26 protein-coding genes and 1 pseudogene are annotated in these 24,269 nt (G+C 59.3%); 18 read left to right on the top strand and 9 right to left on the bottom strand.

The annotated features are described in order from the left end of the window. The first annotated feature begins 221 nt into the window (after positions 1-221). From FIU66_RS16595 to FIU66_RS16575, 5 genes are all read left to right on the top strand, one after another. A complete protein-coding gene (locus tag FIU66_RS16595) occupies positions 222-1,313 on the top strand; it encodes an alpha/beta hydrolase (RefSeq protein ID WP_167624006.1) in 1,092 nt (363 codons plus the stop codon). A 1-nt stretch (position 1,314) separates the two neighbouring features. Then, positions 1,315-2,277 carry a DUF4105 domain-containing protein gene (locus tag FIU66_RS16590; protein ID WP_167624005.1) on the top strand — a complete coding sequence of 321 codons (963 nt, stop codon included), beginning with the start codon at positions 1,315-1,317 and terminating at the stop codon, positions 2,275-2,277. A gap of 347 nt (positions 2,278-2,624) precedes the next feature. Then, a complete protein-coding gene (locus FIU66_RS16585) occupies positions 2,625-3,674 on the top strand; it encodes an HlyD family secretion protein (protein ID WP_240544834.1) in 1,050 nt (349 codons plus the stop codon). 10 nt (positions 3,675-3,684) lie between these two features. Next, on the top strand, positions 3,685-4,752 hold the full coding sequence (locus FIU66_RS16580; RefSeq protein ID WP_136651302.1) for an FUSC family protein: 1,068 nt from the start codon (positions 3,685-3,687) through the stop codon (positions 4,750-4,752). 381 nt (positions 4,753-5,133) lie between these two features. Continuing rightward, positions 5,134-6,093 carry a YdiY family protein gene (locus FIU66_RS16575; protein WP_167624264.1) on the top strand — a complete coding sequence of 320 codons (960 nt, stop codon included), beginning with the start codon at positions 5,134-5,136 and terminating at the stop codon, positions 6,091-6,093. A gap of 73 nt (positions 6,094-6,166) precedes the next feature. Here FIU66_RS16575 and FIU66_RS16570 read toward each other — a convergent pair. Next, positions 6,167-6,346, bottom strand: a pseudogene (locus tag FIU66_RS16570) (AI-2E family transporter); the annotation flags it as partial. 330 nt (positions 6,347-6,676) lie between these two features. Between FIU66_RS16570 and FIU66_RS16565 the strand changes: the two are divergent. Then, on the top strand, positions 6,677-6,985 hold the full coding sequence (locus tag FIU66_RS16565; RefSeq protein WP_167624003.1) for a hypothetical protein: 309 nt from the start codon (positions 6,677-6,679) through the stop codon (positions 6,983-6,985). 98 nt (positions 6,986-7,083) lie between these two features. On the opposite strand, the gene FIU66_RS16560 is transcribed toward FIU66_RS16565, so the two are convergent. After that, positions 7,084-8,670, bottom strand: coding sequence for a hypothetical protein (locus FIU66_RS16560; protein WP_167624002.1), 1,587 nt, complete (start codon positions 8,668-8,670; stop codon positions 7,084-7,086). Between the two features lie 99 nt (positions 8,671-8,769). Beyond that, positions 8,770-9,348 carry a recombinase family protein gene (locus FIU66_RS16555; protein WP_167624001.1) on the bottom strand — a complete coding sequence of 193 codons (579 nt, stop codon included), beginning with the start codon at positions 9,346-9,348 and terminating at the stop codon, positions 8,770-8,772. A gap of 544 nt (positions 9,349-9,892) precedes the next feature. Between FIU66_RS16555 and FIU66_RS16550 the strand changes: the two genes are divergently transcribed. Further along, positions 9,893-10,651, top strand: a complete 759-nt coding sequence (locus FIU66_RS16550; RefSeq protein ID WP_167624000.1) for a ZIP family metal transporter — start codon at positions 9,893-9,895, stop codon at positions 10,649-10,651. A gap of 221 nt (positions 10,652-10,872) precedes the next feature. Here FIU66_RS16550 and FIU66_RS16545 read toward each other — a convergent pair whose 3' ends face one another. Continuing rightward, entirely contained in the window at positions 10,873-12,195 is a 1,323-nt protein-coding gene (locus FIU66_RS16545) for an Nramp family divalent metal transporter (RefSeq protein WP_167623999.1), read from the bottom strand. Between the two features lie 97 nt (positions 12,196-12,292). Between FIU66_RS16545 and mntR the strand changes: the two genes are divergently transcribed. Further along, a complete protein-coding gene (mntR, locus tag FIU66_RS16540) occupies positions 12,293-12,745 on the top strand; it encodes a manganese-binding transcriptional regulator MntR (RefSeq protein WP_167623998.1) in 453 nt (150 codons plus the stop codon). Positions 12,746-12,790: 45 nt separating this feature from the next. Here mntR and lspA read toward each other — a convergent pair whose 3' ends face one another. The 3 genes from lspA to FIU66_RS16525 are packed head-to-tail and all read right to left on the bottom strand — an operon-like array spanning position 12,791 to position 16,150. Then, positions 12,791-13,267, bottom strand: a complete 477-nt coding sequence (gene lspA, locus FIU66_RS16535) for a signal peptidase II (protein ID WP_167623997.1) — start codon at positions 13,265-13,267, stop codon at positions 12,791-12,793. Further along, positions 13,264-13,863: an isoprenylcysteine carboxylmethyltransferase family protein gene (locus FIU66_RS16530; protein ID WP_167623996.1), complete on the bottom strand. Its 600-nt coding sequence runs from the start codon at positions 13,861-13,863 to the stop codon at positions 13,264-13,266. The genes lspA and FIU66_RS16530 overlap by 4 nt, the downstream gene beginning before the upstream one ends. A gap of 28 nt (positions 13,864-13,891) precedes the next feature. Beyond that, positions 13,892-16,150, bottom strand: coding sequence for a heavy metal translocating P-type ATPase (locus FIU66_RS16525; RefSeq protein ID WP_167623995.1), 2,259 nt, complete (start codon positions 16,148-16,150; stop codon positions 13,892-13,894). 86 nt (positions 16,151-16,236) lie between these two features. On the opposite strand from FIU66_RS16525, the gene FIU66_RS16520 reads away from it, so the two are divergent. The 9 genes from FIU66_RS16520 (at position 16,237) to FIU66_RS16480 (ending at position 22,219) form a co-directional block, all read left to right on the top strand. Continuing rightward, complete coding sequence (locus FIU66_RS16520; RefSeq protein ID WP_167624262.1) at positions 16,237-16,671, top strand: helix-turn-helix domain-containing protein; 435 nt, start codon at positions 16,237-16,239, stop codon at positions 16,669-16,671. Between the two features lie 504 nt (positions 16,672-17,175). Beyond that, the gene (locus FIU66_RS16515; RefSeq protein WP_240544840.1) at positions 17,176-18,357 is read left to right on the top strand and encodes a M23 family metallopeptidase; all 1,182 of its coding nucleotides are present in this window, start codon (positions 17,176-17,178) and stop codon (positions 18,355-18,357) included. A gap of 63 nt (positions 18,358-18,420) precedes the next feature. Continuing rightward, positions 18,421-18,867, top strand: coding sequence for a disulfide bond formation protein B (locus FIU66_RS16510; RefSeq protein WP_240544833.1), 447 nt, complete (start codon positions 18,421-18,423; stop codon positions 18,865-18,867). Next, entirely contained in the window at positions 18,864-19,526 is a 663-nt protein-coding gene (locus tag FIU66_RS16505) for a thioredoxin domain-containing protein (RefSeq protein WP_167623993.1), read from the top strand. Before FIU66_RS16510 ends, FIU66_RS16505 begins: the two co-directional genes overlap by 4 nt. Positions 19,527-19,540: 14 nt before the next feature. Further along, a complete protein-coding gene (locus FIU66_RS16500; protein ID WP_167623992.1) occupies positions 19,541-20,122 on the top strand; it encodes an SCO family protein in 582 nt (193 codons plus the stop codon). Further along, complete coding sequence (locus FIU66_RS16495) at positions 20,119-20,601, top strand: copper chaperone PCu(A)C (protein WP_240544832.1); 483 nt, start codon at positions 20,119-20,121, stop codon at positions 20,599-20,601. The genes FIU66_RS16500 and FIU66_RS16495 overlap by 4 nt, the downstream gene beginning before the upstream one ends. After that, on the top strand, positions 20,583-21,197 hold the full coding sequence (locus tag FIU66_RS16490; protein WP_167623991.1) for an SCO family protein: 615 nt from the start codon (positions 20,583-20,585) through the stop codon (positions 21,195-21,197). Before FIU66_RS16495 ends, FIU66_RS16490 begins: the two co-directional genes overlap by 19 nt. Further along, on the top strand, positions 21,194-21,658 hold the full coding sequence (locus FIU66_RS16485) for a DUF411 domain-containing protein (RefSeq protein ID WP_167623990.1): 465 nt from the start codon (positions 21,194-21,196) through the stop codon (positions 21,656-21,658). The genes FIU66_RS16490 and FIU66_RS16485 overlap by 4 nt, the downstream gene beginning before the upstream one ends. A gap of 36 nt (positions 21,659-21,694) precedes the next feature. After that, entirely contained in the window at positions 21,695-22,219 is a 525-nt protein-coding gene (locus FIU66_RS16480) for a murein L,D-transpeptidase family protein (protein ID WP_167623989.1), read from the top strand. A 104-nt stretch (positions 22,220-22,323) separates the two neighbouring features. On the opposite strand, the gene FIU66_RS16475 is transcribed toward FIU66_RS16480, so the two are convergent. Further along, positions 22,324-22,983, bottom strand: coding sequence for a L,D-transpeptidase (locus FIU66_RS16475; RefSeq protein WP_167623988.1), 660 nt, complete (start codon positions 22,981-22,983; stop codon positions 22,324-22,326). A 208-nt stretch (positions 22,984-23,191) separates the two neighbouring features. Between FIU66_RS16475 and FIU66_RS16470 the strand changes: the two genes are divergently transcribed. Next, entirely contained in the window at positions 23,192-23,464 is a 273-nt protein-coding gene (locus FIU66_RS16470) for a hypothetical protein (protein ID WP_167623987.1), read from the top strand. A 48-nt stretch (positions 23,465-23,512) separates the two neighbouring features. Here the strand turns inward: FIU66_RS16470 and FIU66_RS16465 are convergent, their stop codons facing one another. After that, positions 23,513-24,178, bottom strand: a complete 666-nt coding sequence (locus tag FIU66_RS16465; RefSeq protein ID WP_167623986.1) for a L,D-transpeptidase — start codon at positions 24,176-24,178, stop codon at positions 23,513-23,515. Between the last annotated feature and the right edge of the window lie 91 nt (positions 24,179-24,269).

Genomic DNA, 24,269 nt, shown 5'->3' with positions numbered 1-24,269 from the left:
CGGCGGTTGGCAGGGACAGGGTCGGGTTTGCACTGGACGGCTGCCCTGCTTCTGCCCGGTGCAAACCCGACCAGGCAGCGAGGTTCTCGAACCAATCATCCGCCGGCTGCAGGTTATGCTCGGGACACTCCCCAACTCTCTGTTGCCGCCGCAGAAACTTGCCCCAATACCTACCTGCTTGGCGCCGCACACTGCCACTTCCTCCCAGCTACGAGACCAGAATGATCAGACCTTCGCTTCTTCTTTTCTGCTGCGCCTTGGCCGGCTGTGCAGCGCGACCGGACGCGCGCACCATCTGGCCCGTTGCCGCATCAGCGCCCCATGGTAAAACCGAGCAGATATTCGTGGCGACCACTCGGAACACGGCACAACTTCCGGCAGATGGCTTCACGAGCCTGCGCTCCCCGCAACCCCATTTCGCCGAGTTCACCGTCTCCATTCCGCCTAACCACGTTTCCGGCGAGATCGAATGGCCGAAGGGCCAGACAAACCCAAAAACCGACTTCGCAGTCGCATCCCATACGCGCCTTGATGAGGAGGCCTTCATCCATCGCGTGAATGCTGCGAGCGAGAACGGCACGGGCGTTTTCGTCCATGGCTATAACTACAACTTCCCCGAAGCCCTGTTCCGCACGGCGCAGATGGCGGCCGATGCTCAGATCTCCGAAGCGCCGGTGCTTTTCTCCTGGCCATCGAGTGCATCGCTGCTGGGCTACGCCAGCGACCGGGAGTCGGTGACCTATTCCCGCGATGCCCTGGCCGAACTTCTGACGGGGCTTGCCGATACCTCTGGTGGAAAGCCGGTGACGGTCTTTGGCCATTCCATGGGCGGCTGGCTCGTGATGGAGACGTTGCGCCAGATGAGAATTGCGGGCGAGGATGAGGCGCTGTCCCGTCTGGAGGTCGTGCTTGCGGCCCCTGATATCGATGTGGATGTGTTCCGCCAACAGCTGGCTGTTATCGGGAGAATGGAAATCCCGATGGTTGTCATGGTGTCGCCAGATGATCGTGCGCTTGGGCTGTCCGCGGTTGCAGGACAGCGCACGCGCGTGGGCGCACTGGATATCACTGATCCTGCCGTCCAGGCCGCGGCACAGCAGAGCGACGTGGTCCTGATCGACATATCGGCTGTCGGTGCCAGCAGCCGCCTCAATCATGACAGGTACATCCAGCTGGCATCGGCCTTCCCCGCATTGGGCAGGGAGATGCGACAGGGGAGCACATTCACCGAGGCCGGTGCCTTTGTCCTGAGTTCGACCGGACAAATCCTTTCGGCACCTTTGCGGGTCGTCGACGCGGCCTTGGGACAATAGAATGCAGCGCAAGCTCGGAGCAGTGCTTTTCGGCGCCGCATTGATGTTGTTTCTGGCCTGGATCCTTGCAGCGTTCTTGTTCCAGTTCGAACGTTTCGCCCTGATCGCCTGTATTGGCGCCGTCGCCCTGACCGGCATGCTTGGCGTTCTTGCCAGACGTAACTTGCGACACGGCTGGATGGCGTTCATCTTCTGCCTGGCGGCTGCCACGCTCTGGTGGTCCAGCATCCCGCCCCAACAGGATCTGGCCTGGGCGCCGGATACTGCCCGGGGCGTGACGGCGGAATTCCAGGGCGATACCGTCATCGTGCACAACATCCGGGATTTCATCTGGGAGGATGAAAACACCGCGACAGAGCAGTGGAAGTCCGAAACCTACTCTTTGAACGCGATAACCTCCGTCGATCTTCTGACATCGGTCTGGTCAAGCCCGGCAATCGCCCATGTGCTGATCAGTTTCGGATTTTCCGATGGTCGGCATCTTGCCTTTTCCGCCGAGATCCGTCGGGAGGCTGACGAGGAGTTTTCCTCGATCGGTGGGTTCTTCAAGACGTTCGAGCTGGTCCTGATCGCAGCGGAGGAGCGTGATATCGTGAAGCTGCGCACGAACTTCCGGGGTGAGGACGTTTCCCTGTTCCCGTTGCGGCTCAAGCCCGAACAGGCAAGGCTTCTGCTGGTGACGTATCTGGAACGAGGCAACCAGCTTGCCGCCGAACCGGAGTTCTACAACACCATCACGGCAAACTGCACGACCGTTATCTTTCGTCTGGCACGGCTCGTCGATCCAGGTCTTCCTTTCGACTGGAGGGTTCTGGCATCAGGGTATCTCCCCGCCTATCTGTTCGATCTTGGTGCCATCGACACGACGAAGCCTCTCGACGAGACCCTTGAAGATGCGCGGATTACATCCCGTGCAGTTCTGCTGAGCCCGTCCGACAACTATTCCACCGGCATTCGGAGATAAGCAGGCTCAGGCCCTCGGTCACGGGTGGTCCCGATCCAGCTTTTTCGGCCAAACCATTGCTCACCCAGACAACGTTGCGCCATCAGCATGACGTGCAGCACTCAAGAGGCCAAGGAGGGCGGAGGCGCAAGGCGATGCCTTCTCGGAACCCGGTCGTCGGGCAGAGGGCCGCCCAAGCATGAACCCTGGGTTGAACAAAACCAAGACCGGTCCCGTTCGGTGTCCGCAACCTCAATACCAATACCAAGTCAGGTCAGCCCATGCCGTCTTCTCCGCCGCCCCTTCCCTCGCCTGCCGAACCCGCGACCGTACCACCCACGGAACCGCGCCGCCGGAGCCCGGCTGTCGTGGTGCTGCTTGTCGTACTGATGCTGATCGGCGGCATCCTCTACTGGACCGTCGCTTCAGATCACCATGCGCCCGGCTCGTCACGCGGCATTGTATCGGCCAACGTGGCGCAGATCTCGCCGCGTGTGTCGGGCCGCGTCATCGCTGTCGAAACGGAGGACAATGCAATCCTTGAGGCCGGAGCGGTGCTCTTCAGGATTGATCCCCGACCTTTCGAGATTGCAGTGGAGACGGCACGCGCCAGTCTCGCGCAGGCTGTTCAGGGCGTCGCTGCCTCCTCCGCGCAGCTTGAAGCAGTCCAGGCACAGGTCGCGCAGGCGCGGGTGGCCGCCGAAGACGCGCGCGCCACAGCTACACGCACTGCGTCGCTTTTTGAGCGTGGCATCACCACTGCTGCAGCGCGGGATCAAGCGCAGGCAGCCCTCGACACGGCAGAGGCTGCTCTGGCCGCCGCAGAAGCCAATGCCGAGGGCGCGCGCCAGCAACTTGGCTCCTCGGATGCCAGCAATCCCCAGATCCGCAGCGCCGAACTGGCCTTGGAGCAGGCGGAGTATGACCTTCTGGGCACCACGGTGGTTGCCCCCTCCCGGGGAGTGGTGACCAATCTGCACATGACTGCCGGGCAGTTCATCAATGCGGGTGCGGCCGGTATCACATTCATCAACTCCGACGCGGTCTGGATCACCGCTGACCTGCGCGAGAACCAGCTCGTCAACGTGGTCTCCGGGGATCGCGTGACGATGACCTTCGACGCCGTGCCGGGGCGAGTGTTCGACGGGCACGTCGAATCCATCGCCTGGGGCATCAACCCGGGGCGCTCCGAGGCGGGCGGCCTGCCAGTCAACACGCCAGCCTCGCAGTGGTTTGAGCCTGCCCGCAAGATGCCCGTCCGTATCGTGCTTGACGGCGGCATGGAGGCTTGGCCACGGGGGGCGCGGCTGGGAGGCAAGGTCGGCATCCTGATCCATCCTGAGGGCGGCAGTCACTGGGTGACGGGCGTTGCGGCCTTCTTCCAGCGGCTTGGTAGCCACATCAGCGCCTTCTACTGAGGAGGGTGCGATGTATGTCCCCCCGCGCCCTCGACGTGAGGATGATCCCTGGTTCGCCCTTCGCCTGGGGCTTTGCGTGGTGGCGAGCTTCGCTGCCATGGCCTGGCTCAACCCGGCGCTCGGCACCATGGTCGCCGTTCTGCCCTTCGGCCTGCTCGCCGGCCAACGCAAGGCGTTCAGCTTCAGGATCATCGCTGCTCCCATCATGTTCGGGCTGGTGATCTGGGTCATGGCCGCTCTGGTGGCAGTGGTGCGGCCCACTCCGGCATTGCTCATGCTGGTCATGTTGCTGCTGTTCTTCGTGGCCTTCTACCTGACCCGCCGCACCGGCAGCGGCGTCGGCATGCTGATCCTCGTGGCCGCCATGATGATGTCGATCGCCGGCATGAAGACGCCGGCATTGCTCAACGTCTTCCGCGACGGCTTCCTGCTCGGCTGCGGGGTGGCCCTGGTGATCAACCCGCTCCTCTATCTTGTCGTCCCTTCAGCGACACGCGAGGTTCACGTGGACGCGCCGCGACCGGCCGCAGGTCACCACGGGGCAGGATCATTGATCAGGGCCTTGGTCGTCTTCGGGCTTTGCTTTTGGTTTTATGCCGTGTTGCCCCCATCAGACATCATCCTGGCAATCTCGGCCATTTTCCCGCTCATCTTCCCGACCCGCCAAGAAGCCTTTGCGGAGGCGGTCGAGCGGAGCCTGGCGACGTTCTATGGCGCCGGAGCGGCCGTTGCAGTCCTTATGGTTATGACCGTCTCGGGAAGCTTTGCACTTCTGCTCTGCCTTGTATTCGTGGTCACCTTTCTGTTCGGAGAGAGGATGATCAACGGCCCTCGATCGGCCTCGGTCTACCAGTTCGCGACCTCCGTCGCGATCGGCGTCGTGGCAACAGTGCTGACCTCGGGCTCGCCGAGCACAGCCGTGATCGGGCGTATTGTGCTGACGCTCCTCGGCTCGCTTGGAGCCGCGCTTCTTATTGCGCTGCTGGATCGTGTGTTCCTTGCGCCCATCCAAGACCCCGACGACCACAGCCCGCATCCTGCCATTCAACGCTGGAAATGGGGCAAGGAGCTGATGTGACAGCCAAGGTGAGCTGGATTCAGGTGCCTCTGCTCACTGGTTCAGAAGTCTTCAGCAAAGAAAGATGAACCGGCGGTGAACTCGGGAGTGCGTAAAGAACTGGCTCCCACAGGTCGTTCCGCGCCTTCACCAAGAGGCCATCCTTGCCTCTTCGCCGTTTGGACCATCCCGATCACAGGAGCAAAGAGCCAAAGACGTGGATCGGCTGAGTATCGCCGATCGTTTCCATTACCTTGCCTCATGCTGTTGTTCTTATGTGACATTCCAAAGTAAAATTCTCTTAGCACATGTTGTGCTCGCAACTGCTTTGGCAGTGGTGGGTTATGGCGGTGCGGAACACAATCGGGGATTTTTCTGTCTCCGATTTGCATGAGTGAAAAGATGAACAATAAAAACATACTGCTGAGCAGCGCTGCTATCTTCGCCACCCTGGTAACAACGGCCTTTGCCCAAACCGAGATTGCGGCAGGTGCTGACGCCACCGGCATCAGCGCGATCAACGACCGCATCATCGACGTCGAGGATGCCGTCGTGGACGATTTCGACCGTGACAACGACGATGCACGCTTTGGCAACCCGGATCGTCGCGAAGGCCTGTTCGGCTCCTTGGCCCTGACCTATGCCGGCAGCACCGGAAACTCCGAGAGCCAGGACTTCTCGCTGGCCGGCCGTCTGTCGAACAACGCCGGCCCCTGGCAGCAGTCGATCGGCATGCTGCTCGAATTCGGCGAGGATGAAGACGGCGACAAGGACAAGGAAGAGGTGTCGACCATCTATGATGGTGCCTACTACTTCAACGATCGCCTCTATGCCTTCGTTCTGGGCCGCTTCAGCATCGACGGCCTGGCCAATGGCGATCGCCTTGGCGAAGATGATCCGGAAGATGTTCGTGAGGATCTGAGCGACTTTGCCCGGGACGGCTTCATCGGCGTGGGTCCGGGCTATCGTGTGATCAACACCGAGCAGACCGCATGGCGCGTTCAGGCCGGTGTCGGTTATCGCTACACCCAGACGGGTGCCCAGAAAGCGGGCTTCGACTTGGTCCGCAATGACGCAGGCGGCTATGACCGCGTCGACGTGAATGACTCCTCGGACAGCGGCGTCGGCTACATCGTCTCGTCGCGCCTGTACCACCGCTTCAACGACACGGTGTTCATCACCAACGATACAGACTACCTGTCGTCGGAAGACTCGGATGACGTGATCACCAACCAGTTCGGCGTGAACTTCCAGATGTCCGAGCAGTTGGCGACCCGTGTCAGCTACACCACCGAATACCAGGAGAACCGTGACATCCGCACGGACAACACCCTGGGCGTGTCGGTCGTCTACGGCTTCTGATTTCCCTCAATCAGATGTCTCTCTGGGAAAGGCGATCGAAAGATCGCCTTTCTTGGTTAAAGGACGCTCCCTGTCAGCTCTGCTCCTCCACAAACAGCAGCCATACCGCCACGAACAGGGCTGCAATCAAAGGGCCGATGACAAAGCCGTTCATCCCGAACAGGGCCAGTCCTCCAACCGTCGAGACCAGGATCAGATAATCCGGCAGGCGCAGGTCCTTGCCAACCAGCTGCGGCCGCAGCAGGTTATCGATGGTACTTTTGGCCTCTCAGCGCCGTGTAGTGGAAGAACTCCATCGCCTGGCTGGAACATGCGAAGATGCTTCATTGTCTTCAGTCATGAACGAAGTAAAGAAAAGGGAGGTTTTCTTTACTTAAGCTGCGGGTCAGGGCGTTCGTTGCTGTAGATTTCTGCGCTAATTGGCAGGGTTCTGCTGGCGCTATTTGTCAGCGCCTCACTCGAGCCATAACTGGAAAGCCGACGTTCAGGTAAGGTGGAAGGACGACCCCAGGAGCTCACAGCCGCCGTTGGCGTGAGCGTTAGTGCCTCGACAAATAATGCGGCGCTAACTTAGCCTTCAGGAATGCTCCAGCTCGTTCAAGCTCCTGAATTCCTATTCGCAGTGCTTGCTGCGATACTGCTGCTGATGGTGGGTGTCCTGCCGGCCATGTTTATGACCAAGTTTCTACGCCAAGTGTGGCTAACAACCTTTGGCCTCGGACCCTTTGTTTTTGGTCTCTTTCTTTGGAACTACAACTTCGATCAGCAGCCTAGTGGCGATATCACCCAAGCAGTGGCCCAATTGATAGCAGTTCCCTTGATTTGCGCGGGATCCCTTCTCAGCATTGCGGCAATGCTGTCTTGGCGTGGTGCCGATCGTTCGAAATCATAAACTGGCACGTAAAGCCTCGAAAGGGCAGCTACGTCCGCTTTGCTGTCGGTTCTATCGTGGTGTCAGCCTACGTCGCACTTACAGGAACTCCGGTGTCATCAATCATCGCAGCCTCTGATCAGATATGCTGAATTGGCCGAGTTGACCAAGACTGCGCCTTGCTCCGGGAGATCGCCAGCCAGCCCGACAATCGCCTCATAGTTGCCGGTGACTGCGCTAAATTCAACCAGATCGGGGCTGGTGTACATGCGCTGCCATGACGAAGATCGAAGGATGAAATGACCCAACAATGCGCTGTAATCGAGATCGATCAGGGAGTTCCGATCTTCGGGCATCTGGATTGGGCGGAGTTGCAGATCGGCGCTGATCTCGGCAAGGCCGCCACCCAACTCATCGACCACGTAGCGTCCCCCGATGCTGCGTAGAACTCGTTTAATTCCGTCATCGGGTGCCAGCATCGGCAGATCGCGCAGCGACTTGCCATCGTATCCGGCAACTCCATGTTCATGCGCGATCAATGTCAGGCCACTCGGGGCGTGAAAGATGGCACTGTTGAGCGGCACGGATCCTGAACGCTGCTGTGCGATCTGGACGCCCGGCACAATCTTGGGATTGCCAGGGTGCGCCTCATAGAGCGCGTCTTCGGCCGAGACCAAGGGAGGCTGTTCACGCCCGTTGCTTGCAAGGGGTTCATTTGGAAAGACCAGAACCTGTCCACTTGGCTCATGGATGATGATTTCCCCGGAAAGCTGGTAGTCCAGAACTGTGGCATCCTGGTCATTCTCAATTCGGCCAACAAGCACACGATCTTCAAGCATCACCCACAAATCGCCGCTGGCGGACTGATGCACCTGGAACATCTCGAATGGGGACTGGATATATAGGCTTTGAACGTCCGCAAGACGTGCGATCCTTCGCCATTTCGTACCTGTATCGCGCCGAAACCAGATCTCGCCACCGGCGGGAAGAAACATGCCGATGTTCTCGATCGTGACCGGGGTCCAGCTTCCTGGTTTCCAGTCTCTCGGCATCATCAACGGCACGACGCCATCCTGCGTGATCTCTAAAAGGCCTGTGCCAGCCAGGGCATAAAGTGGTGGTACCCCGTCGTTGCTGTGGTCCCTCCGGCGATCCTCATGGCGGCGCTTTGTTCCCGAAGCTGAAAACCCGCGCAGACCCTCGACCTGATCCAACGGTAGTCGAACAAAACCGCCCGTATCGGGCGCAAACCGATACAAGGCAGCCTTCACACGGGAATAAGCCCAGATCTCACCATCGGTCCATCGGACCAGCACCGGCATAAGGCGGTTCCAGAGGTCGAGTGGAGGGTCGTTGAAGGGCACAAGCTGACCATCTTCGACTGTCAGGATGGTTTTGGCGCCAAGGTTAATCATCGGCGTGTCGAGGCCAGGAAACGTGATGAGTTCGCTGGTAATCGCCAACTGGCCTAGTGCGGGCTGAACTCCTTCAGCGAGAGGAAGCGGTTTACTGCAGAACTCGTCTGCCTCAGCCGAAATTGCGCCACAAATCATAAACGTCAGAGAGCCTGCCACACTCACCAAGGTAGATGCGCGATTTCCGCCTGCTATCACGATGGTTCCCTCTTTGAACATTTGGATCAAAGGTAATCCAAACTGTTGCCATAGATCATAAGAAAGAAGCTTGAAAAGCAACGGCAAAGCCATCCTTTGCTTGCCAGATCGGAGAGAAGATCGTCTTCTTTCGTCCGCATCTCAGTAGTTGCGCCTTACTCTTTGAATAACCGCTTCCGCGCAGTGCCCAAGCTATCCGTTTGCATTGTTTTTCGGTTCGCCATTTCTCAGGGCAGCGTACAAAGCGGACTTGCCGACTTTCACGCGTGCGGCGGCCTCGCGGACGGTGAGACCGGTCGCAATTAGATGGCGGGCGCGTGCCACCCTTTCCGGCGTGGCGGCCATCGGCCGGCCACCCTTTCGCCCCCTTGCTGCTGCTGCCGTGAGTCCTGCATTCGTCCGTTCACGGATCAGATCGCGCTCGAACTGTCCTAGCGCGCCGAAGATATGGAATACTAGCCGGCCGGAGGGAGTCGTTGTGTCGATGTTTTCGGTCAGCGACCGAAACCCCACGCCGCGATCTTCCAGGTCGGCGACGGTCTGAAGCAGATGCGTCATAGACCGGCCGAGGCGGTCGAGCTTCCAGACCACGAGAATGTCGCCGTCCCGCAGGAACGAGAGCGCTGCGTTCAGACCCGGGCGCTCGGTCCTGGCGCCGGACACCCCGCGATCCTCGAAAATGCGGGTTGCTCCGGCAGCGTGGAGGGCATCGAGCTGAAGGGCGAGATCCTGCTCGGCGGTTGAGACACGGGCGTATCCGATGAGGGACATGGGTCTCCGGCGGAAAACTATGCGCCGGGGCATCCGACACACTCCATTTGTCCGCAAAGCCGTCCAGAAATCAAGTTGTCCGATAAGCCATTTCTGCGATGGTTTACGGACAGGTTCGATCATCTTCCATTTAACGGACGTTTTTCGGAATTCACATGAGCAACGTGCTGAACGATAGGGGATCCCCAATCGGACGCTACAGGAAAAGAGTTCGGAGCGGCGAACCACAGAGCTGGCCGCATGTCCTAATGCCGGGCTTAGCTCCCGTTCGCTGCGTCGGCGCAATAACGTTAAACCGGATCAAAGCCACGCTTGGATAGGAAGTTTGTTGCGCACTGGTTCTCTAGACCCTGTCTTACGACACTTGCGTCAAACTCTCCTGCCCTCATCGCATTGTTGCGCCTGCGGCACCCTAGCCCTTGTGAGGCATAGCGTAGAACGGTGTCAACGGCGGTCACAATCCAGTCACGCGCGGTCTTGACGTGTTCAAGATCAAGGAAACTGCATTTCGCCTCTGGCGTTGAACCAAGGGCGAGGAGAAAGAATGAGCGATCTGTGGGTGGTTATCGGTCTAGCCTTGCTTCCTGGCTTGGGTAATCTGGCCGGCGGCATGATGGCAGAGTTTGGCCGCACTACTCCGAGGCTTCTTAACTTCGCGCTGCACGCCGCCTCGGGCATTGTCCTTGGTGTCGTCGCTATCGAACTCATGCCGGAGGCACTCGATAATCTCGCCGGCTGGTGGATTGCTGCGTCTTTTGCGGCAGGTGGTGCAGCCTATGTTGGTGCCGAGTCGCTGATCGAGAAGATGAGCACCTCGAAGAACGGCGGCGGCAGCAGCATGTGGATGATCTATGTTGCAGTCGCCGTCGATCTCTCCGGCGACGGCCTTATGATCGGGACGGGCTCTGCGGTCGCAACATCGCTGGCCGTGGTGCTCGCCGCGGGGCAGGTGCTGGCTGATTTGCCAGAAGGTTACTCGGTTGTCGCGAACCTCAAAGAGAAAGATGTGCCGCGAACACGGCGTATCGCAGCTTCGCTGTCCTTCCCGCTCTTCTGCCTTGGAGCGGCTCTAATCGCCTGGTTCCTGCTGCGGAGCGCGCCGGATGCCGTCAGATACGTCACTCTGAGCTTTGTTGCCGGGCTTCTGTCGGTTGCCGCAGTCGAAGACATGCTAGAAGAGGCGCACGAGGCGGCCACCGACAACCGCACTTCGGCGCTAGCATTCATCGGTGGTTTCGTACTCTTCACCCTCGTCTCCGCCGGACTGGAAGCAGTCATGGGTGACGGCAGTATGGGCGGTTAGGGCGGCGCAGACAGGCAGGAAATTTCCGATGCTGTATGATCATGAGTATAGACAGGTCGGCAGGAGCTCTGGCTGTGTGAACGGTTGGCAGGTCTTTGCTCCGGCTTCTTGGTCGCCAAGACCGACGCCTGTTGCATTGCATGAGCATCCTTTCAAACTGCCAAACCTCTGGTTACCTGAATTTAAAAAGGAATCCTGCCGTTACACAAATAATCCGATCTTTACTCAATTAGCACTGTTGCGAGTAGGTTCACGTTGAGCGCGATGATTGTGATAGCAATCAGGGCACAAAGCGCGGTCAGCCATTTAGGCGACACCATTGCTCCCATTTTTGCACGGCTGGCCGTAAACATGACCAATGGCACGATGGCAAAGGGCAACTGGAAGGACAGAACGACCTGGCTGAGGATCAGCAGCTGCCCAGTGCCTTCGCTGCCATAAAGCAGGATCACCACCGTCGCCGGCAGGATCGCGAACCCCCGAGTAATCACTCGTCGCAACCAGGGCTGCAGCCGCAGCCGGATAAAGCCTTCCATCACGATCTGTCCTGCCATGGTTGCGGTGACAGTCGAATTCAGTCCCGAACACAGCAGCGCCAACCCGAACAGGACGGGGGCGATTGCGGATCCCAGTAACGGCTCCAGCAGCAAATGCGCCTTGTCGATCTCGGCTACGTCAGTCTCCCCGACGGTATGAAACGCCGCCGCTGCCAGGATCAGGATCGAGGCATTGATGGTCAGCGCGAACATCAGCGCAATGGTTGAGTCCCACGTCGCCAGGCGCAGCGCCTCTCGTCTTGATCGCAGGTCGAGACGATAGGCGCGGGTCTGCACAATCCCGGAATGTAGATAAAGGTTGTGCGGCATTACTGTCGCGCCAATGATCCCGAGTGCAAGATACAGCATGTCGGGATTTCCGATGATCTCGCGGCTTGGCGCAAAACCCGCGATCACGGCGCCCCATTCTGGATCAGCGAGCGCGATCAGCACTGCGAAACAGACCGTGATCGTCCCCAACAGCGCGATGATGAGCGCCTCGATCCACCGAAAGCCCTTGTTCTGAAGCCACAGGATCAGGAACACATCAGCTGCGGTGATGAAGATCCCGATCTCAAGCGGGATGCCGAACAGCAGGTTCAGGCCGATTGCGGTGCCAATCACCTCGGCCAGATCGGTTGCAATGATCGCCAGTTCGGCAAAGATCCACAGGGGGATGGATACCCACCTGGGATAAGCGTCTCGACAGGCTTGCGCCAAATCCCGCCCTGAGGCCACTGCAAGGCGTGCGCACAACGACTGCAGGAGTATGGCCATGATGTTGGACAGCAGCGCCACGAACAGCAGCGTGTAACCGAAGGCCGCTCCTCCTGCCAACGAGGTCGCCCAGTTGCCCGGATCCATGTATCCGACGGCGACCAGATAGCCAGGACCGATAAAGGACAAAAAGCGGCGGAAAGGCGTCATTCCGCCGCCTACGGCGATCGTGCGGAAAACCTCGGAAAGGGATGGAGTGTCGCGCTCTTGGCGCCAGGCTTTTGATGACATGGGCTGCAACTTTCCAGAACACTCGAAAAGTTAGTCTCGGCTAAGAATTTACCCTTTGCCTTTGCCTGTCAATCTACGATGTGCAACAGTTCTCCCAATGACATGTGATAGCTCTTCAACTGAAGCCACTGATGAACCCCGTCTCGCCGACAGTCGCGCCGAGGCCTTCCAGGAAGTGCGCAGCGCACGGCGCAATGAACTGGCGGAAGATTACGTCGAACTTATTGCCGAGCTCATCCACGAGCACGGAGAGGCCCGGCCTGTTGCCATCGCTGCGCGCTTGGGTGTGCGCGCGCCAACGGTGACCAAGGCACTGGACCGGTTGGCCAGGGAGGGACTAATCACCCGCGAACGATATCGCTCGGTCTTTCTGACGGAGAAGGGTCGTGCCTTGGCTCATGAATGCCGCCGTCGTCATGAGATTGTCCTGCGCTTCTTGATCCGCCTCGGCCTTGATGCCGAGACGGCTGAACGGGACGCCGAAGGCATCGAGCATCACGTCAGTGAACGAACATTGGCTTTGTTCGCGGGCTACGCCGATCAGGCGTAGACTGGCACCCAACACAAACTGTCCAGCTTTATAGTCTTGCCCCGGTTAAAAAGCAGGTTCCCTGGATTTCGACGAGCGACGCCATGCGATGAAGACCAGCAAGGCCCCCATGGTGATCGCGATATCGGCGCCGTTGAACGTGGGCCAGTGCCAATTCCGCCAGTAGAGATCGATAAAATCGGTGACCGCACCCTGTCGCAGTCGATCGATGATGTTGCCGAGCGCGCCGCCTACGATCAGCGCAAGACCTGTCCGCTCAAGGAGGCCTCCCGCACGAAATGCCATAATCGCGAACACCAAGGCAAGCCCGCCCGTCAGTGCTGACATGAGCAGCGGCCGTCCTGTCATGGCACCAGACATCATGCCAAAACTGGCTCCTTCGTTGAAGCCAAGCGTCACATTAAACCCAGGAACAACGGGCAAGATATCTCCGGGAGAAAGCAGCAACAGTGCCGCCGTCTTGGTGGCCTGATCTGTCAGCACGGTGGCACCAACCAGGAGAATGAGCAGGGTCGCCTTCATGTCGCGCTTCCCCTGTGAAGGCCGATCCAACGCGGCACAGTGTTAAGATAATGCTCATAGTCTCTTCCCAACGCCTGCCGCAGCGCGGTTTCCTCGGATCGAACCTGTGTGGCTGCTGCCCAAAGGAAGAGCATAGGAGCGAAAAGCGTGGGAACTGCAGGAACGGCGAGACCCACCCCCGCAAGCAGCATGAACTGACCCACAAAGGTCGGGTTGCGGCTGAAGCGATAAAGCCCGCCTGACACAAGTGCGCCCGTTGCACCCTCGGCGACACCCACACGCCACGAGCTGCCCATCGACATCTGCGCGGCGAAGGCCAGCATTGCGCCGATCCCGGCAAGAAAGGCGCCGATCAGGCTAAGCGCCACCGCCTCACCCTCGGTCCAAAAAGGGTCGATCTTGTGCAGGGCGGGCCAGGCCAGCCAGAGCAGCGGGCCAAAAAAGGCTAGAACAAAGGCTGCCCTAAATCCGAACGCTGCCCAGCGATCGCGTCCCCTGGCTTGGCCAAACAGCCAGATCGACGTCCTCGCTGCCTGAGCCGCAATGGCGCTGCCCCAAAAAAAGAGCAGCAGATAGCCCGCCAACAGCGCCAGCACGGACCAGCCAAACCCTGACAGCACGGCCTCAGCCCTCACGCTCGGGATTGAAGCCCAGCAGGCGGAGCGCGTTCAGCGTAACAAGCACTGTAGCCCCGGTATCGGCAAGGATTGCAATCCAAAGGCCAGTGATCCCCAGCACTGTCGTCACAAGGAAGACCACCTTCAGACCAAGCGCGATGGTCACGTTCTGCCGAATGTTGGTCATGGCCGCGCGGGCAAGCCGGATCTGTGCCGCGATATCGGTCACCCGGTCACGCAGAATGGCCGCATCGGCGGTTTCCAGCGCCACATCGGTGCCCGATCCCATGGCTACGCCGATGCTGGCCTGCTTGAGGGCAGGAGCATCATTGATGCCGTCACCGATCATCATCACGCCGCCCTGTTCGTTCATCTCGCGGATTGCGCTGAGCTTGTCCTCTGGCATCATGTCGGCTTGGAACTGCATGCCCAGACCTTCGGCAATAGCCGCGGCGGTGCGGGGATTATCCCCTGTCAGAATGGTCGATGTGATTCCCATAGCCGACAATTGGCGCACCGCTTCTGCAGCGTCGGCACGGGGTTCGTCCCGCATGGCAATGAGGCCAAGCGGAATGCCTTCGCGATAAACGGCCACGGCGGTCTTTCCCTGCTCCTCGAACATGGTCGCTTGCCGCAGACCGAGTTCATCCAGGCCGCCATTCTCGGAGGCATGTCGGGGCGAGGTCACCCAAGCCGGCGCATCACCCACTGTTGCGACGACTCCCCGTCCTGCCAGTGCGCGTGCATCGCGGGCGGGAAGGGCAGGGACGCCAGCCGTTTCGGCCCTGTTCAGGATAGCCACTGCAAGCGGATGACTTGATCCGCTTTCGACACCTGCCGCGACCTCAAGCAGCTGCGCTTCGGTCGTGTGGCCAAACGGAACCAGATCGGTGACTTGCGGGCGGCCATGGGTCAGGGTGCCGGTCTTGTCAAACGCTACCTTCGAGACCTTGGCGGCGGCCTCGATCACAGCGCCCCCCTTCATCAGCAAACCTCGCCGGGCGCCGGTAGACAGCGCAGATGCTATGGAGGCAGGAACCGAGATCACCAACGCGCAGGGACAGCCGATCAGCAGCAGCGCCAGCCCGCGATAGATCCAGGTATCCCAGGACTGGCCCAAGACCAGCGGGGGCACCACGACCACAAGGACCGCGACCGTGACGATGGCGGGCATATACCAGCGGCTGAAGCGGTCGATAAAGCGCTCGGTCGGCGCACGCGCCTCCTCGGCTTCTTCGACAAGACGGATGATACGGGAAATGGTATTGTCCTGGGCGGCCTTGATCACGGTGACGCGCAGCACGGCCTCGGTGTTGATCGAGCCCGCGAAGACCCTCTCCCCCGGACCGCGTGTGGTGGGCACGCTTTCTCCTGTCACCGGGCTTTCATCGATGCCGGATATGCCTTCGATGATGTCTCCGTCGGCCGGGATCCGATCGCCCGGTCGGACCAGAACGGACTGGCCCACCTGAAGACTGGCGGCGGCGACTTCGCGTGTCGTGCCATTTTCCTCCAACAGCGCGGTTTTCGGAACCAGATCGGCCAACGCGCGGATGCCGTTGCGAGCCTTGCTTGCGGCGACGCCCTCAAGGACCTCTCCGACGGCAAACAAGAACACAACCAATGCAGCCTCTTCCGCTGCATTGATGAACAGCGCGCCGATGGCAGCGACTGTCATCAGCCCCTCGATGGTGAAGAACTGGCCGGATCGTGCCGCAGCAATGGCACGGCGGGCGATGGGGGCAACACCGATCAGGCAGGCCGCGACAAATGCCCAGGCACCAACGCGTGGCGCGAACAGCTCCACGCTCCAGGCCGCAGCCAGCAGCAGACCGGTGAAGATGACCAGTTTGCCCTTGCCGGTCTGATACCAGTTCTTGCCGCGATCGGCTGGGTCATCATGGACATGGCCGGGACTGCCATGCCCGGAATGAGCGGCATCGGCCCCAGCGGGACGTGCGTGATCATGCGCCTCGTGATTGGCGCCGGATGCCGCACCAGGAAGGACGAACTCCTTCTTCTCGGCCCCGCGTGGCGTGATCCCGTATCCCAAAGCTCGCACGGTCTTTTCGACCTGCTCCCGGTCGGTTTTGTTTCCGTCCAGGGTCAAGCGAAGACGTTCGGACATGATGCCGACCTCGACCCCACTGACTCCCGGCAAACGGGCCACAGCGTTTCTGATCTTGCCGGCACATGATCCACAATCCATGCCGGACACTGTCCAGTCGCAGACGGTTTCGTCAGCCAGATCCGATTTCGTCATCATTCTCTCCTCCGCCGAAGCAGGGCGGTTGCCATCATCGAATCAGGGTTCTAAGTGCTCTAGCTACTATAGGTTCAAGGAGAATCTTGATGCTGACCATCGGAAAGCTCGGATCATCAACCGGCGTAAAGATCCCCACGATCCGCTATTATGAGCAGATCGGCTTGTTGCCGGAGGCCGAGCGCAGTCCTGGCAACCAGAGGCTTTACACCCACAAGGCACATGAGCGTTTGGTTTTCATCCGTCACGCACGCGACCTGGGATTTTCGCTGGAGGCAATCCGTGATCTGCTCAGCCTGTCGGACAATCCGGATCAGCCCTGCGCCGCGGCGGATGCCATCGCAAAGGCACAGCTTGCCGAAGTCGAAAGCCGTCTTGCCCGACTTGCCGCACTCAAGACAGAACTGGAGCGCATGGTGGTGCAATGCGCGGGCGACAGGATTTCCGATTGCCGGGTCATTGAAGTCCTCAGCGATCACTCCCTGTGCATCACCGACCACGCCATCGAGGATGCGAATTCTTGACGGAGGCTGCGCATCCTGCGCTGCTCATTGTCTGGTGCGTCAACTGTGCGCACCAGTTCCTGTAGCCGGCAAGCTGTTCCCATTGCGAGAGGCTGGAACATCTCCGCATCTCCCTTCCTTGCCGCGACCAACTGACAAATCTGTGATCCCTCCAGATTTGCCTTGAACCTCTAGCTGCTTGAGGTTGCAGAAGGCCCAACCGGCCGCAATGAGCAGGACAGACAAAAATGATACCTTTCGGACATCGAGTGGGCAGATGCTGACGCTCCTCGGGGCTACTCTGGGGGTCTGGCGCGGGATGATCCGCGCCAGCCAACTGGGCGGAAACAGACTGGACATGGTCCAGTATGCCATCGCTCACGCAATTGCTTTCGGACTGCTGGGAGCATTTGTCGGAATAACCCTCGGACGTCTTTTCACGCCATGAACCGGAATGCTGCCGCTTGCTGGCTGTCTCCTGCAGCCAAAGCGACGCTTCCCACATCTGACGGGATATCAGACTTGATGATCTTGCGAACCCTGCTTCTTGTCGGCGCTGTTGCCGTGACCGCGCCGCTACACGCCGAGACCCTGAGCGAGCCCGCGCCCCCGGCGGGACAAACAGCCAATCTTTCGCAACACGAGGTGGTGGCGGGCGATACGCTGGACGCGATTCTGTCTCGTGCCGGAATAGCCGCAGAAACGCGGAACGAGGCGGCACTGGCCATTGCGGATGTTTTCGACCTGTCGACCTTGACCCCTGGCCAAGTGCTGAGATGGAGCGTGTCGGAAGATGATCCCGCCCGTTTGAAGCGCCTGTCGTTGTTGATCGAGAACGGCACCGATATTGTTCTCGATTTCAGCAAGCCTCTTGAGGCTGCCTTGGTCAACACTCAGATCCAGGTCCGAGATCGCCGCGAGGCCTTCGTGCTTGTCGGGCCGCTTTATGATGCGCTTGCAGAACGAGAGGCGCCAGAGAGCTTTGCTGTCGATCTTGCTGCCCTCCTGGCGGGACATATCGATTTCCGCCGTGACCTGAAGGGCGGAGAGCGCGTGGCGCTGATCTGGCAGGAAAGTGCTCTGCCTGACGGTACAATCCTGGGAGAGCCTCGGCTGTCCTATGCCCGGCTGGAGCTGAACGGGCATATTTACGAACTGGTAGCAGGTCCACCGGACGAACCCGCCATTCTGTTCAAGAATGGCAAGCCGGTGCAGCACACCGCTCGACCTGTCATCGGTGCGCGTCTGTCTTCGGTCTTCGGCAAGCGAAAGCACCCGGTTCTTGGCGTAGGGCGAATGCATACCGGGGTTGATTACGCCGCAAAGATTGGCACGCCTGTCAGGGCGACCGGGGCGGGCAGGGTGATTTTCGCAGGAACCATGCGGGGATACGGCCGGACCATCGATATTGACCACGGTGGCGGCGTTGTGACCCGCTATGCCCATTTGTCTCGCTTCGCCCCTGGTATCGAGAGGGGCACTCAGGCGAGCGCGAATGACCATATTGGCGATGTCGGTGCGACAGGCCTCGTAAGCGGGCCGAACCTGCACTACGAAGTTCGTGTCGATGGCCAGCCGACAAACCCGATAGAGAAAACGCCGGCATTACACGCCATGGCGATCAAGCCAGGCGATCTGTTGATGCTTGCGACGGCAAGGGTCGCGACCGGGTTCTTCATCAGCACGAATGTGGAGAACAAAGGCTGATGGTAGCCGGAGATGGCTGCCGGCCGGCAGGACGTTCCAACACGAAATCGGAGACTATGTTCGATGTTCGACTTGCCCATGCGTGACTCCCCGACCTCCCGCGCCGAGACGCTTTTGTTCATCGCCTTCTTGGTGGCCTTGGGCGCGACATTGGGCGCGCTCTTCATTGGTGAGGTGCTGGGCCAGACCCCTTGTATCCTCTGCTGGTATCAACGCATCGCGATGTTCCCGCTGGTGCCGATCCTGGCTGTCGGCCTCTGGCGGGGTGATGCGATGGCAAGGATTTATGCACTGCCGCTGGTTCTGGCGGGACTTGCGGTCGCGCTCTGGCATTCGGGACTTTACGCCGGGCTGATCCCGGAAGGCATCAGTCCTTGCACCCAGGACGGTCCATCCTGTTCCGACCGCACTAAGATGACCATCCTGAGGCTGCCCATTCCCTATCTTTCGCTCGGCTGCTTTATGGCAATCGCGCTGTGCCTGAACCCCATGAAAGGAAAACCATCGTGAACCGAAGAACCATCGTCGTGAGCACCCTTGCCCTGGGCGCAGGCGCATTTGCCGGTGGATCGTGGTATGTCACGCGGCAGCGTGAAGCCGAACAGGCCGCTGTCGAGCGTGCAGCCTTGGAGGCCCAACCCGATGCGCTCATCCGGCCGCATTCGCCGATCCTCGGGCCAGCCGATGCGCCAGTGACCCTTGTGGAGTTCTTTGATCCGTCTTGCGAGGCCTGCCGAGCCTTTCATCCGGTTGTCAACGAGTTGCGTCGCGAATATCCCGTCCAGCTTCGCGTGATCTTGCGATACACGCCGTTTCACGATGGTTCGGACGAGGCCGTGCGCATTCTGGAGGTTGCGCGTCGTCAGAACGTTTTCGAGCCGGTGCTTGACATTCTGTTCTCCGAACAGCCGACTTGGGCACTTCATGGTCAGCCGCGGCTCGATCGGGCTTGGCAACTGGCAGGTCAGGCTGGACTGGACCTGGAACGCGCGAAGTCCGAGCGGTTACATCCTGATATCACCGGCGTGCTAAACCAGGACATGGCCGATGTTCAGGCCATGGGAATCCAAGCGACGCCCACCTTCTTTGTTGGTTCCGAGAGGCTGACGGATCTCAGCATCGAAAACCTGCGGGCGACGGTTTCGAACGTCGTGTCGGGACTCGGGTGAGGCGCGCGACATCAATGAGCTTGCGAACGATCCGCTTTATCCTTTGGGGACTGGTGTGCGTGGTCCTGGCCGTTATCGCGATCCAACTCTGGGGTGGACGGCAGCAGACCCCGCAAACCTTCCAGCCAGACTTCGCCCTGCAGGACGGAAACGGACAAACCCATACCATGGCCGACTTCCGGGGAAAGTTCACTCTGGTTTTCTTCGGCTTCACGAATTGCCCCGATGTCTGTCCGACGACCATGTCCGAAGTGGCCCAAGTCATGGACGATCTCGACGCCGATGCGGATCGGGTGCAGCCCTTGTTCATCTCAATCGACCCGGAGCGGGACCGCAGACAGGGTCTGACCGAATATGTGGCGGCCTTCCATCCGGCAATCCTTGGCTTGTCGGGGGATGATGCCGCCACGAAGGACGCTGCCAACAGCTTCAAGATCTATTTCGGACGTGAAGAGGACCCATCCGCTCCCGACGGCTACACTATGTCGCATAGCCCGGGGCTGTTTTTGATCGGGCCGGATGGTGAATGGCTGCGCCAGTTCGCCTATGAAACCCCTGCTGCCGAAATTCTGGCAGCTATCGAGGAAAGGATATGACCATGAAAGCCTTCGGGGTTGCATTTGGATTTGCAATGCTCCTTCCCGCACTTGCCTCGGCCGATTGCGCCAGCGTGACAGCGGGCGAGCTCACGATCTCGAAGGCTTGGTCGCGTGCCACCATTGGCACCCAGCGGCCGGCTGCGTTCTATGTTGAGATCCGCAATGACAGCGAAGCGGATGATCGCCTAATCGGGATCGAGACACCGATTTCGGGAATGCCGATGCTGCACCAGACAGTTATCCAGGACGGGGTCGCCTCGATGCCGCATGCCGAGGCTGTTGACGTTCCGGCAGGCGAAACGGTCTCTCTGTCACCTGGCGGCTACCACGGCATGTTGATGGAGCTGAACACGGCTCTTTCCGAAGGCCAGTCCTTTCCTGTCACCCTGACCTTCGAGCAGGCAGGGGCAGTCGAGATCGACACCCATGTCCTGTCAATACGCGCGCAGGAGGCGCAATGCGACGTCGAAAACTGATCCTCGGTGGGGCGGGTCTTCTTGGCGCATTTGGCTTCACCCTGGGCCTCGGAGCATGGCGCAGTGGCGACCTGCGTTGGCTGACGGACGTCAGGGAAACCGAGAACGGTCGGCCAGACCTCTCCCGGATGGCGTGGCGGCTGATCGATGATCGGGGCAATCCTGTCGTCCCGCAGGATTGGCTTGGCCAAGCCAGCATGGTCTTCTTCGGCTTTACCTGGTGTCCGGATGTCTGCCCTACCACGCTGATGGATATTGCAGATTGGCTGGAGGGCCTTGGGCCGGACGCAGACCGGATCCGGGTCGCCATGATCACCGTCGATCCTGAACGGGATAGCCCCGAGATCCTGGCCGAATACTTGTCGAATTTTAATTCCAGGATTCGCGGCCTGACGGGCTCGGCTGACGCTGTCGCCGAAGCCGCCAAGGCCTTTGACGTGACCTACACGCGCCTGCTGCGAGATGACGGGGACTACACCATGAACCATACATCCGGCGTGTTCGTGTTTCATCCGTCAGGTGAACTTGCCAGTACCATCGACTTTCATGAGGAGCGCCGCTTCGCGGTGCCCAAAATCCGGAGAGCCATCGGATGAAGCATGCCTTTCTTATTGCAGTTACCCTGCTGGCAGCGCCTTTGTCCTCGGAGGCGCAGGAGGTTGTCCCTGCCATTCATGTTGTCGAGGGACAAGGCTGCGAATGCTGCGTGAAATGGACAGAGTATCTGCAACAGCAGGGTTTCGACGTGACCGCCGAAGAACGCTTCGGCGTCCTGCTGATCCAGCACAAGATCGACCTTGGTGTCCCCGCCAAACATTATTCCTGCCACACCGGCCAGATCGACGGCTATTTCCTCGAAGGCCATGTGCCCGCCGAAGATATTCGAAGGCTGCTGGAGGAACGGCCCGATGCAGCAGGCTTGGCTGTGCCCGGAATGCCCTATGGCAGCCCCGGCATGGGGCCCGAAGACAAGCGCGAAGCGTATGACGTGTTGTTGATACGCAAAGACGGAAGCAGCGAAGTGTTCACCAGCTATCCCGCTGCCGACGGCATTTAGATCAGTCATTTATACCTTAGGACGGAGCAATCCTGAATGGCCAGTTTAAACCGGCGTCATTTTTCCCTGGCAGGCTTGGCGGCCCTTGCGGCGTGTGGCGCTCCGACGCCGCAGACGCCGACGTTCAAAGTCTATTCCGGTCCCCTGGTCACCCAGGTCGTCATTCAGAAAGGGCAGCGCCGCATGTATCTTCTGAATGGAACGACGGTGCTGAAGTCTTATGATTTCGGCCTGGGATTTCAGCCGGTCGGCCACAAGCAGTTCGAGGGAGACGGCAAGACCCCTGAGGGGCTTTATTTTGTAGACCGCTTCAATCCTCGTAGCCGGTATCACCTTTCTGTCGGCGTGTCCTATCCGAATGAGCGCGACCGTGCTTTTGCGGAACAATTCGGTCGCGATCCCGGCGGCGATATCATGATCCATGGCCGTGGGCCGGAAGGTAACCGGCTGGTGCGCCAGAAACGGGACTGGACAGCCGGGTGCATCACTGTCAGCGATGAGGAGATTGAGGATATCTATGCCATGCTGCAGCCTGGCGTCCCGATCGTGATTCATGCCTGACAGATGGGATGAGACGGGCGGGAAAGCTGTCCCATCATTACTGAGGCTTCTAGAAGGGACGCCAGCGAACAGGTTCGTTGGCGTCTTCCTGTAAGGAAAAGCTTCTAGAACACCGTCACCTGCGTTCCGATCTCTGCCAGCTCGTAGAGCCGGGTAATATGCTCATTATAGAGACCGTAGCAGCCGTTAGAGGACTTTCGGCCAATCTTCCGTGTGTCGTGTGTGCCATGGATCAAGTAGGCTGGCCATGACAGATAAAGGCCGTACGGTCCCAAGGGATTGTTCGGATCTCCGCCCTCGACACGTTGCGGCAGATTGGGATCCTTTTCCCGCATGCTGGGCGTTGGTGTCCAAGGCGGGTTTTTTGCCTTTCTGACAACTTCAGTTTCGCCCCGGCGGGTCAGATCTTCGGTGATTGGGATAGAGCACGGGAAGACCAGGTTGACTGATCCGTCACCCGACCAGTAATGCACTGCACGCGAGGTCACATCCGCAAGGATCACGCCTTTTCCCAAGCTCGGGTAAAACTCGCTCCAGTGTCTCGCGCGAAACGACGACTGATTGCGCCGGGGATCTGCGCTTGGATCGACCTGATAGGCACCGAGATCGGGTGCCCCACCGGTCGAGGGACCGCCATAGACAGGCTGCCCGGTATAAGGGTCGAAACCCTGCGCCGGGGCGCCGCCGCCCGGCAACACCGTCGCTGTTGCCAGCAAGCCACCTAGAAAGCGTCGACGGTCGCTACCTGTGTCCTTAGGGACCATTCACTGCCTCGTGTTTTTGGATAAGTTATCCAACAATTATAAAAGGGTACTCTTAGAAAGGCACTTGGCCAAGGAGACGAAATGCCGCGTTGTTCAAGATGCTGTGCGTTCCGGATGCGACCTACTGCTGTCGGCAACTGTCGTGCTTGTGCGCCGCGCTATCCAGTGCGAGGGATGCTTGACAAGCTAATCACGCAAGGAGACATAAATGAGAAACAAATCCCTCATCATCTTGGCGATTGTCCTGATCAATGCCGGTTGCGGAAACATGGCAACAAGGACAGAAGTCACACAAACCGGATCCGAAAATCTTTCCCCAGAGCTCCTCGCGCTGGCTGCGCCGGGGCAGGACGTTACCTCGGCCCGTCTTCTGCCAGAAGATAACTGCTATTGGTACGAGCATCGCGGGCAGGTGGAAACAACACTTCTTCCACTTACCACGGCTGAGGGCCGTCCAATTTGCATGCAGTCACAAGCCTGAGGCCACTCGGGCGTATGATCAGACCTGCAACTCCAGCAAAGGTGTGGCCTAGCTACGCGTGGTCACACTTTCTGCGGCCGAATAAAGAAACGCAGTGGAGCCGATTTCTACCTTTGGATAGAGATCGTTGATATGCGCCATGACCATCCGCACGCAGCCAGAACTGGCGCTAGTGCCAATGCTTCTAGGAAACGGGGTTCCGTGGATGCGCAAGTAAGTATCCCGGTCGCCGACATAGAGGTAGAGAGCCCGTGATCCTAAAGCGTTTTCGGGACCTGGCTCCATTCCACCTTCGAATTGGGCATAGGTCTCCGGCTCCCTGTCAATCATGCTCTGCGTGGGGGTCCAATGAGGCCATTCGACCTTTCGCTTAATCGTATAGACCCCCGGTTCGTATAGGTCCCCTCGACCTATGGCCACGCCATAGCGCATTGCGGTTCCCCCCGTCTCGATATGGTAAAGATACTTCGCCACAGCATCTACATGGATGTCACCTGCCACCAGGCCATCATTGGCCTTTACCCTTTGAGGCAAGAAACGAGAGTGCACACCCCAGGGATTGGAGGTGGAGGGATTGTAACCGGCAGGCGTAACCTGTGCGTCCCAAGCAGCCTTCTGTGCTTCAGTCGGCCATGATGCCGCAAACAAAGGACCTGAAATAGTCGCCGAAAACAGCGCTGTCGTTGTGTGAATAAAGTGTCGTCTAGTCACCATCTTTTACGCTCCTATTCTTCCTCGGCATCTTCCCGGCCCATGCTATCAACGCAACCTGCTCAGCCCGCTAAATGGATTTCTAAGATCAAAT

Source organism: Paracoccus sp. AK26 (assembly GCF_011801365.1).
In the GTDB taxonomy this organism is placed as follows: Bacteria; Pseudomonadota; Alphaproteobacteria; order Rhodobacterales; family Rhodobacteraceae; genus Paracoccus; species Paracoccus aerius.
Note: the sequence above shows the minus strand (reverse complement) of the source record. Positions and strands in the feature narration are given on the sequence as shown.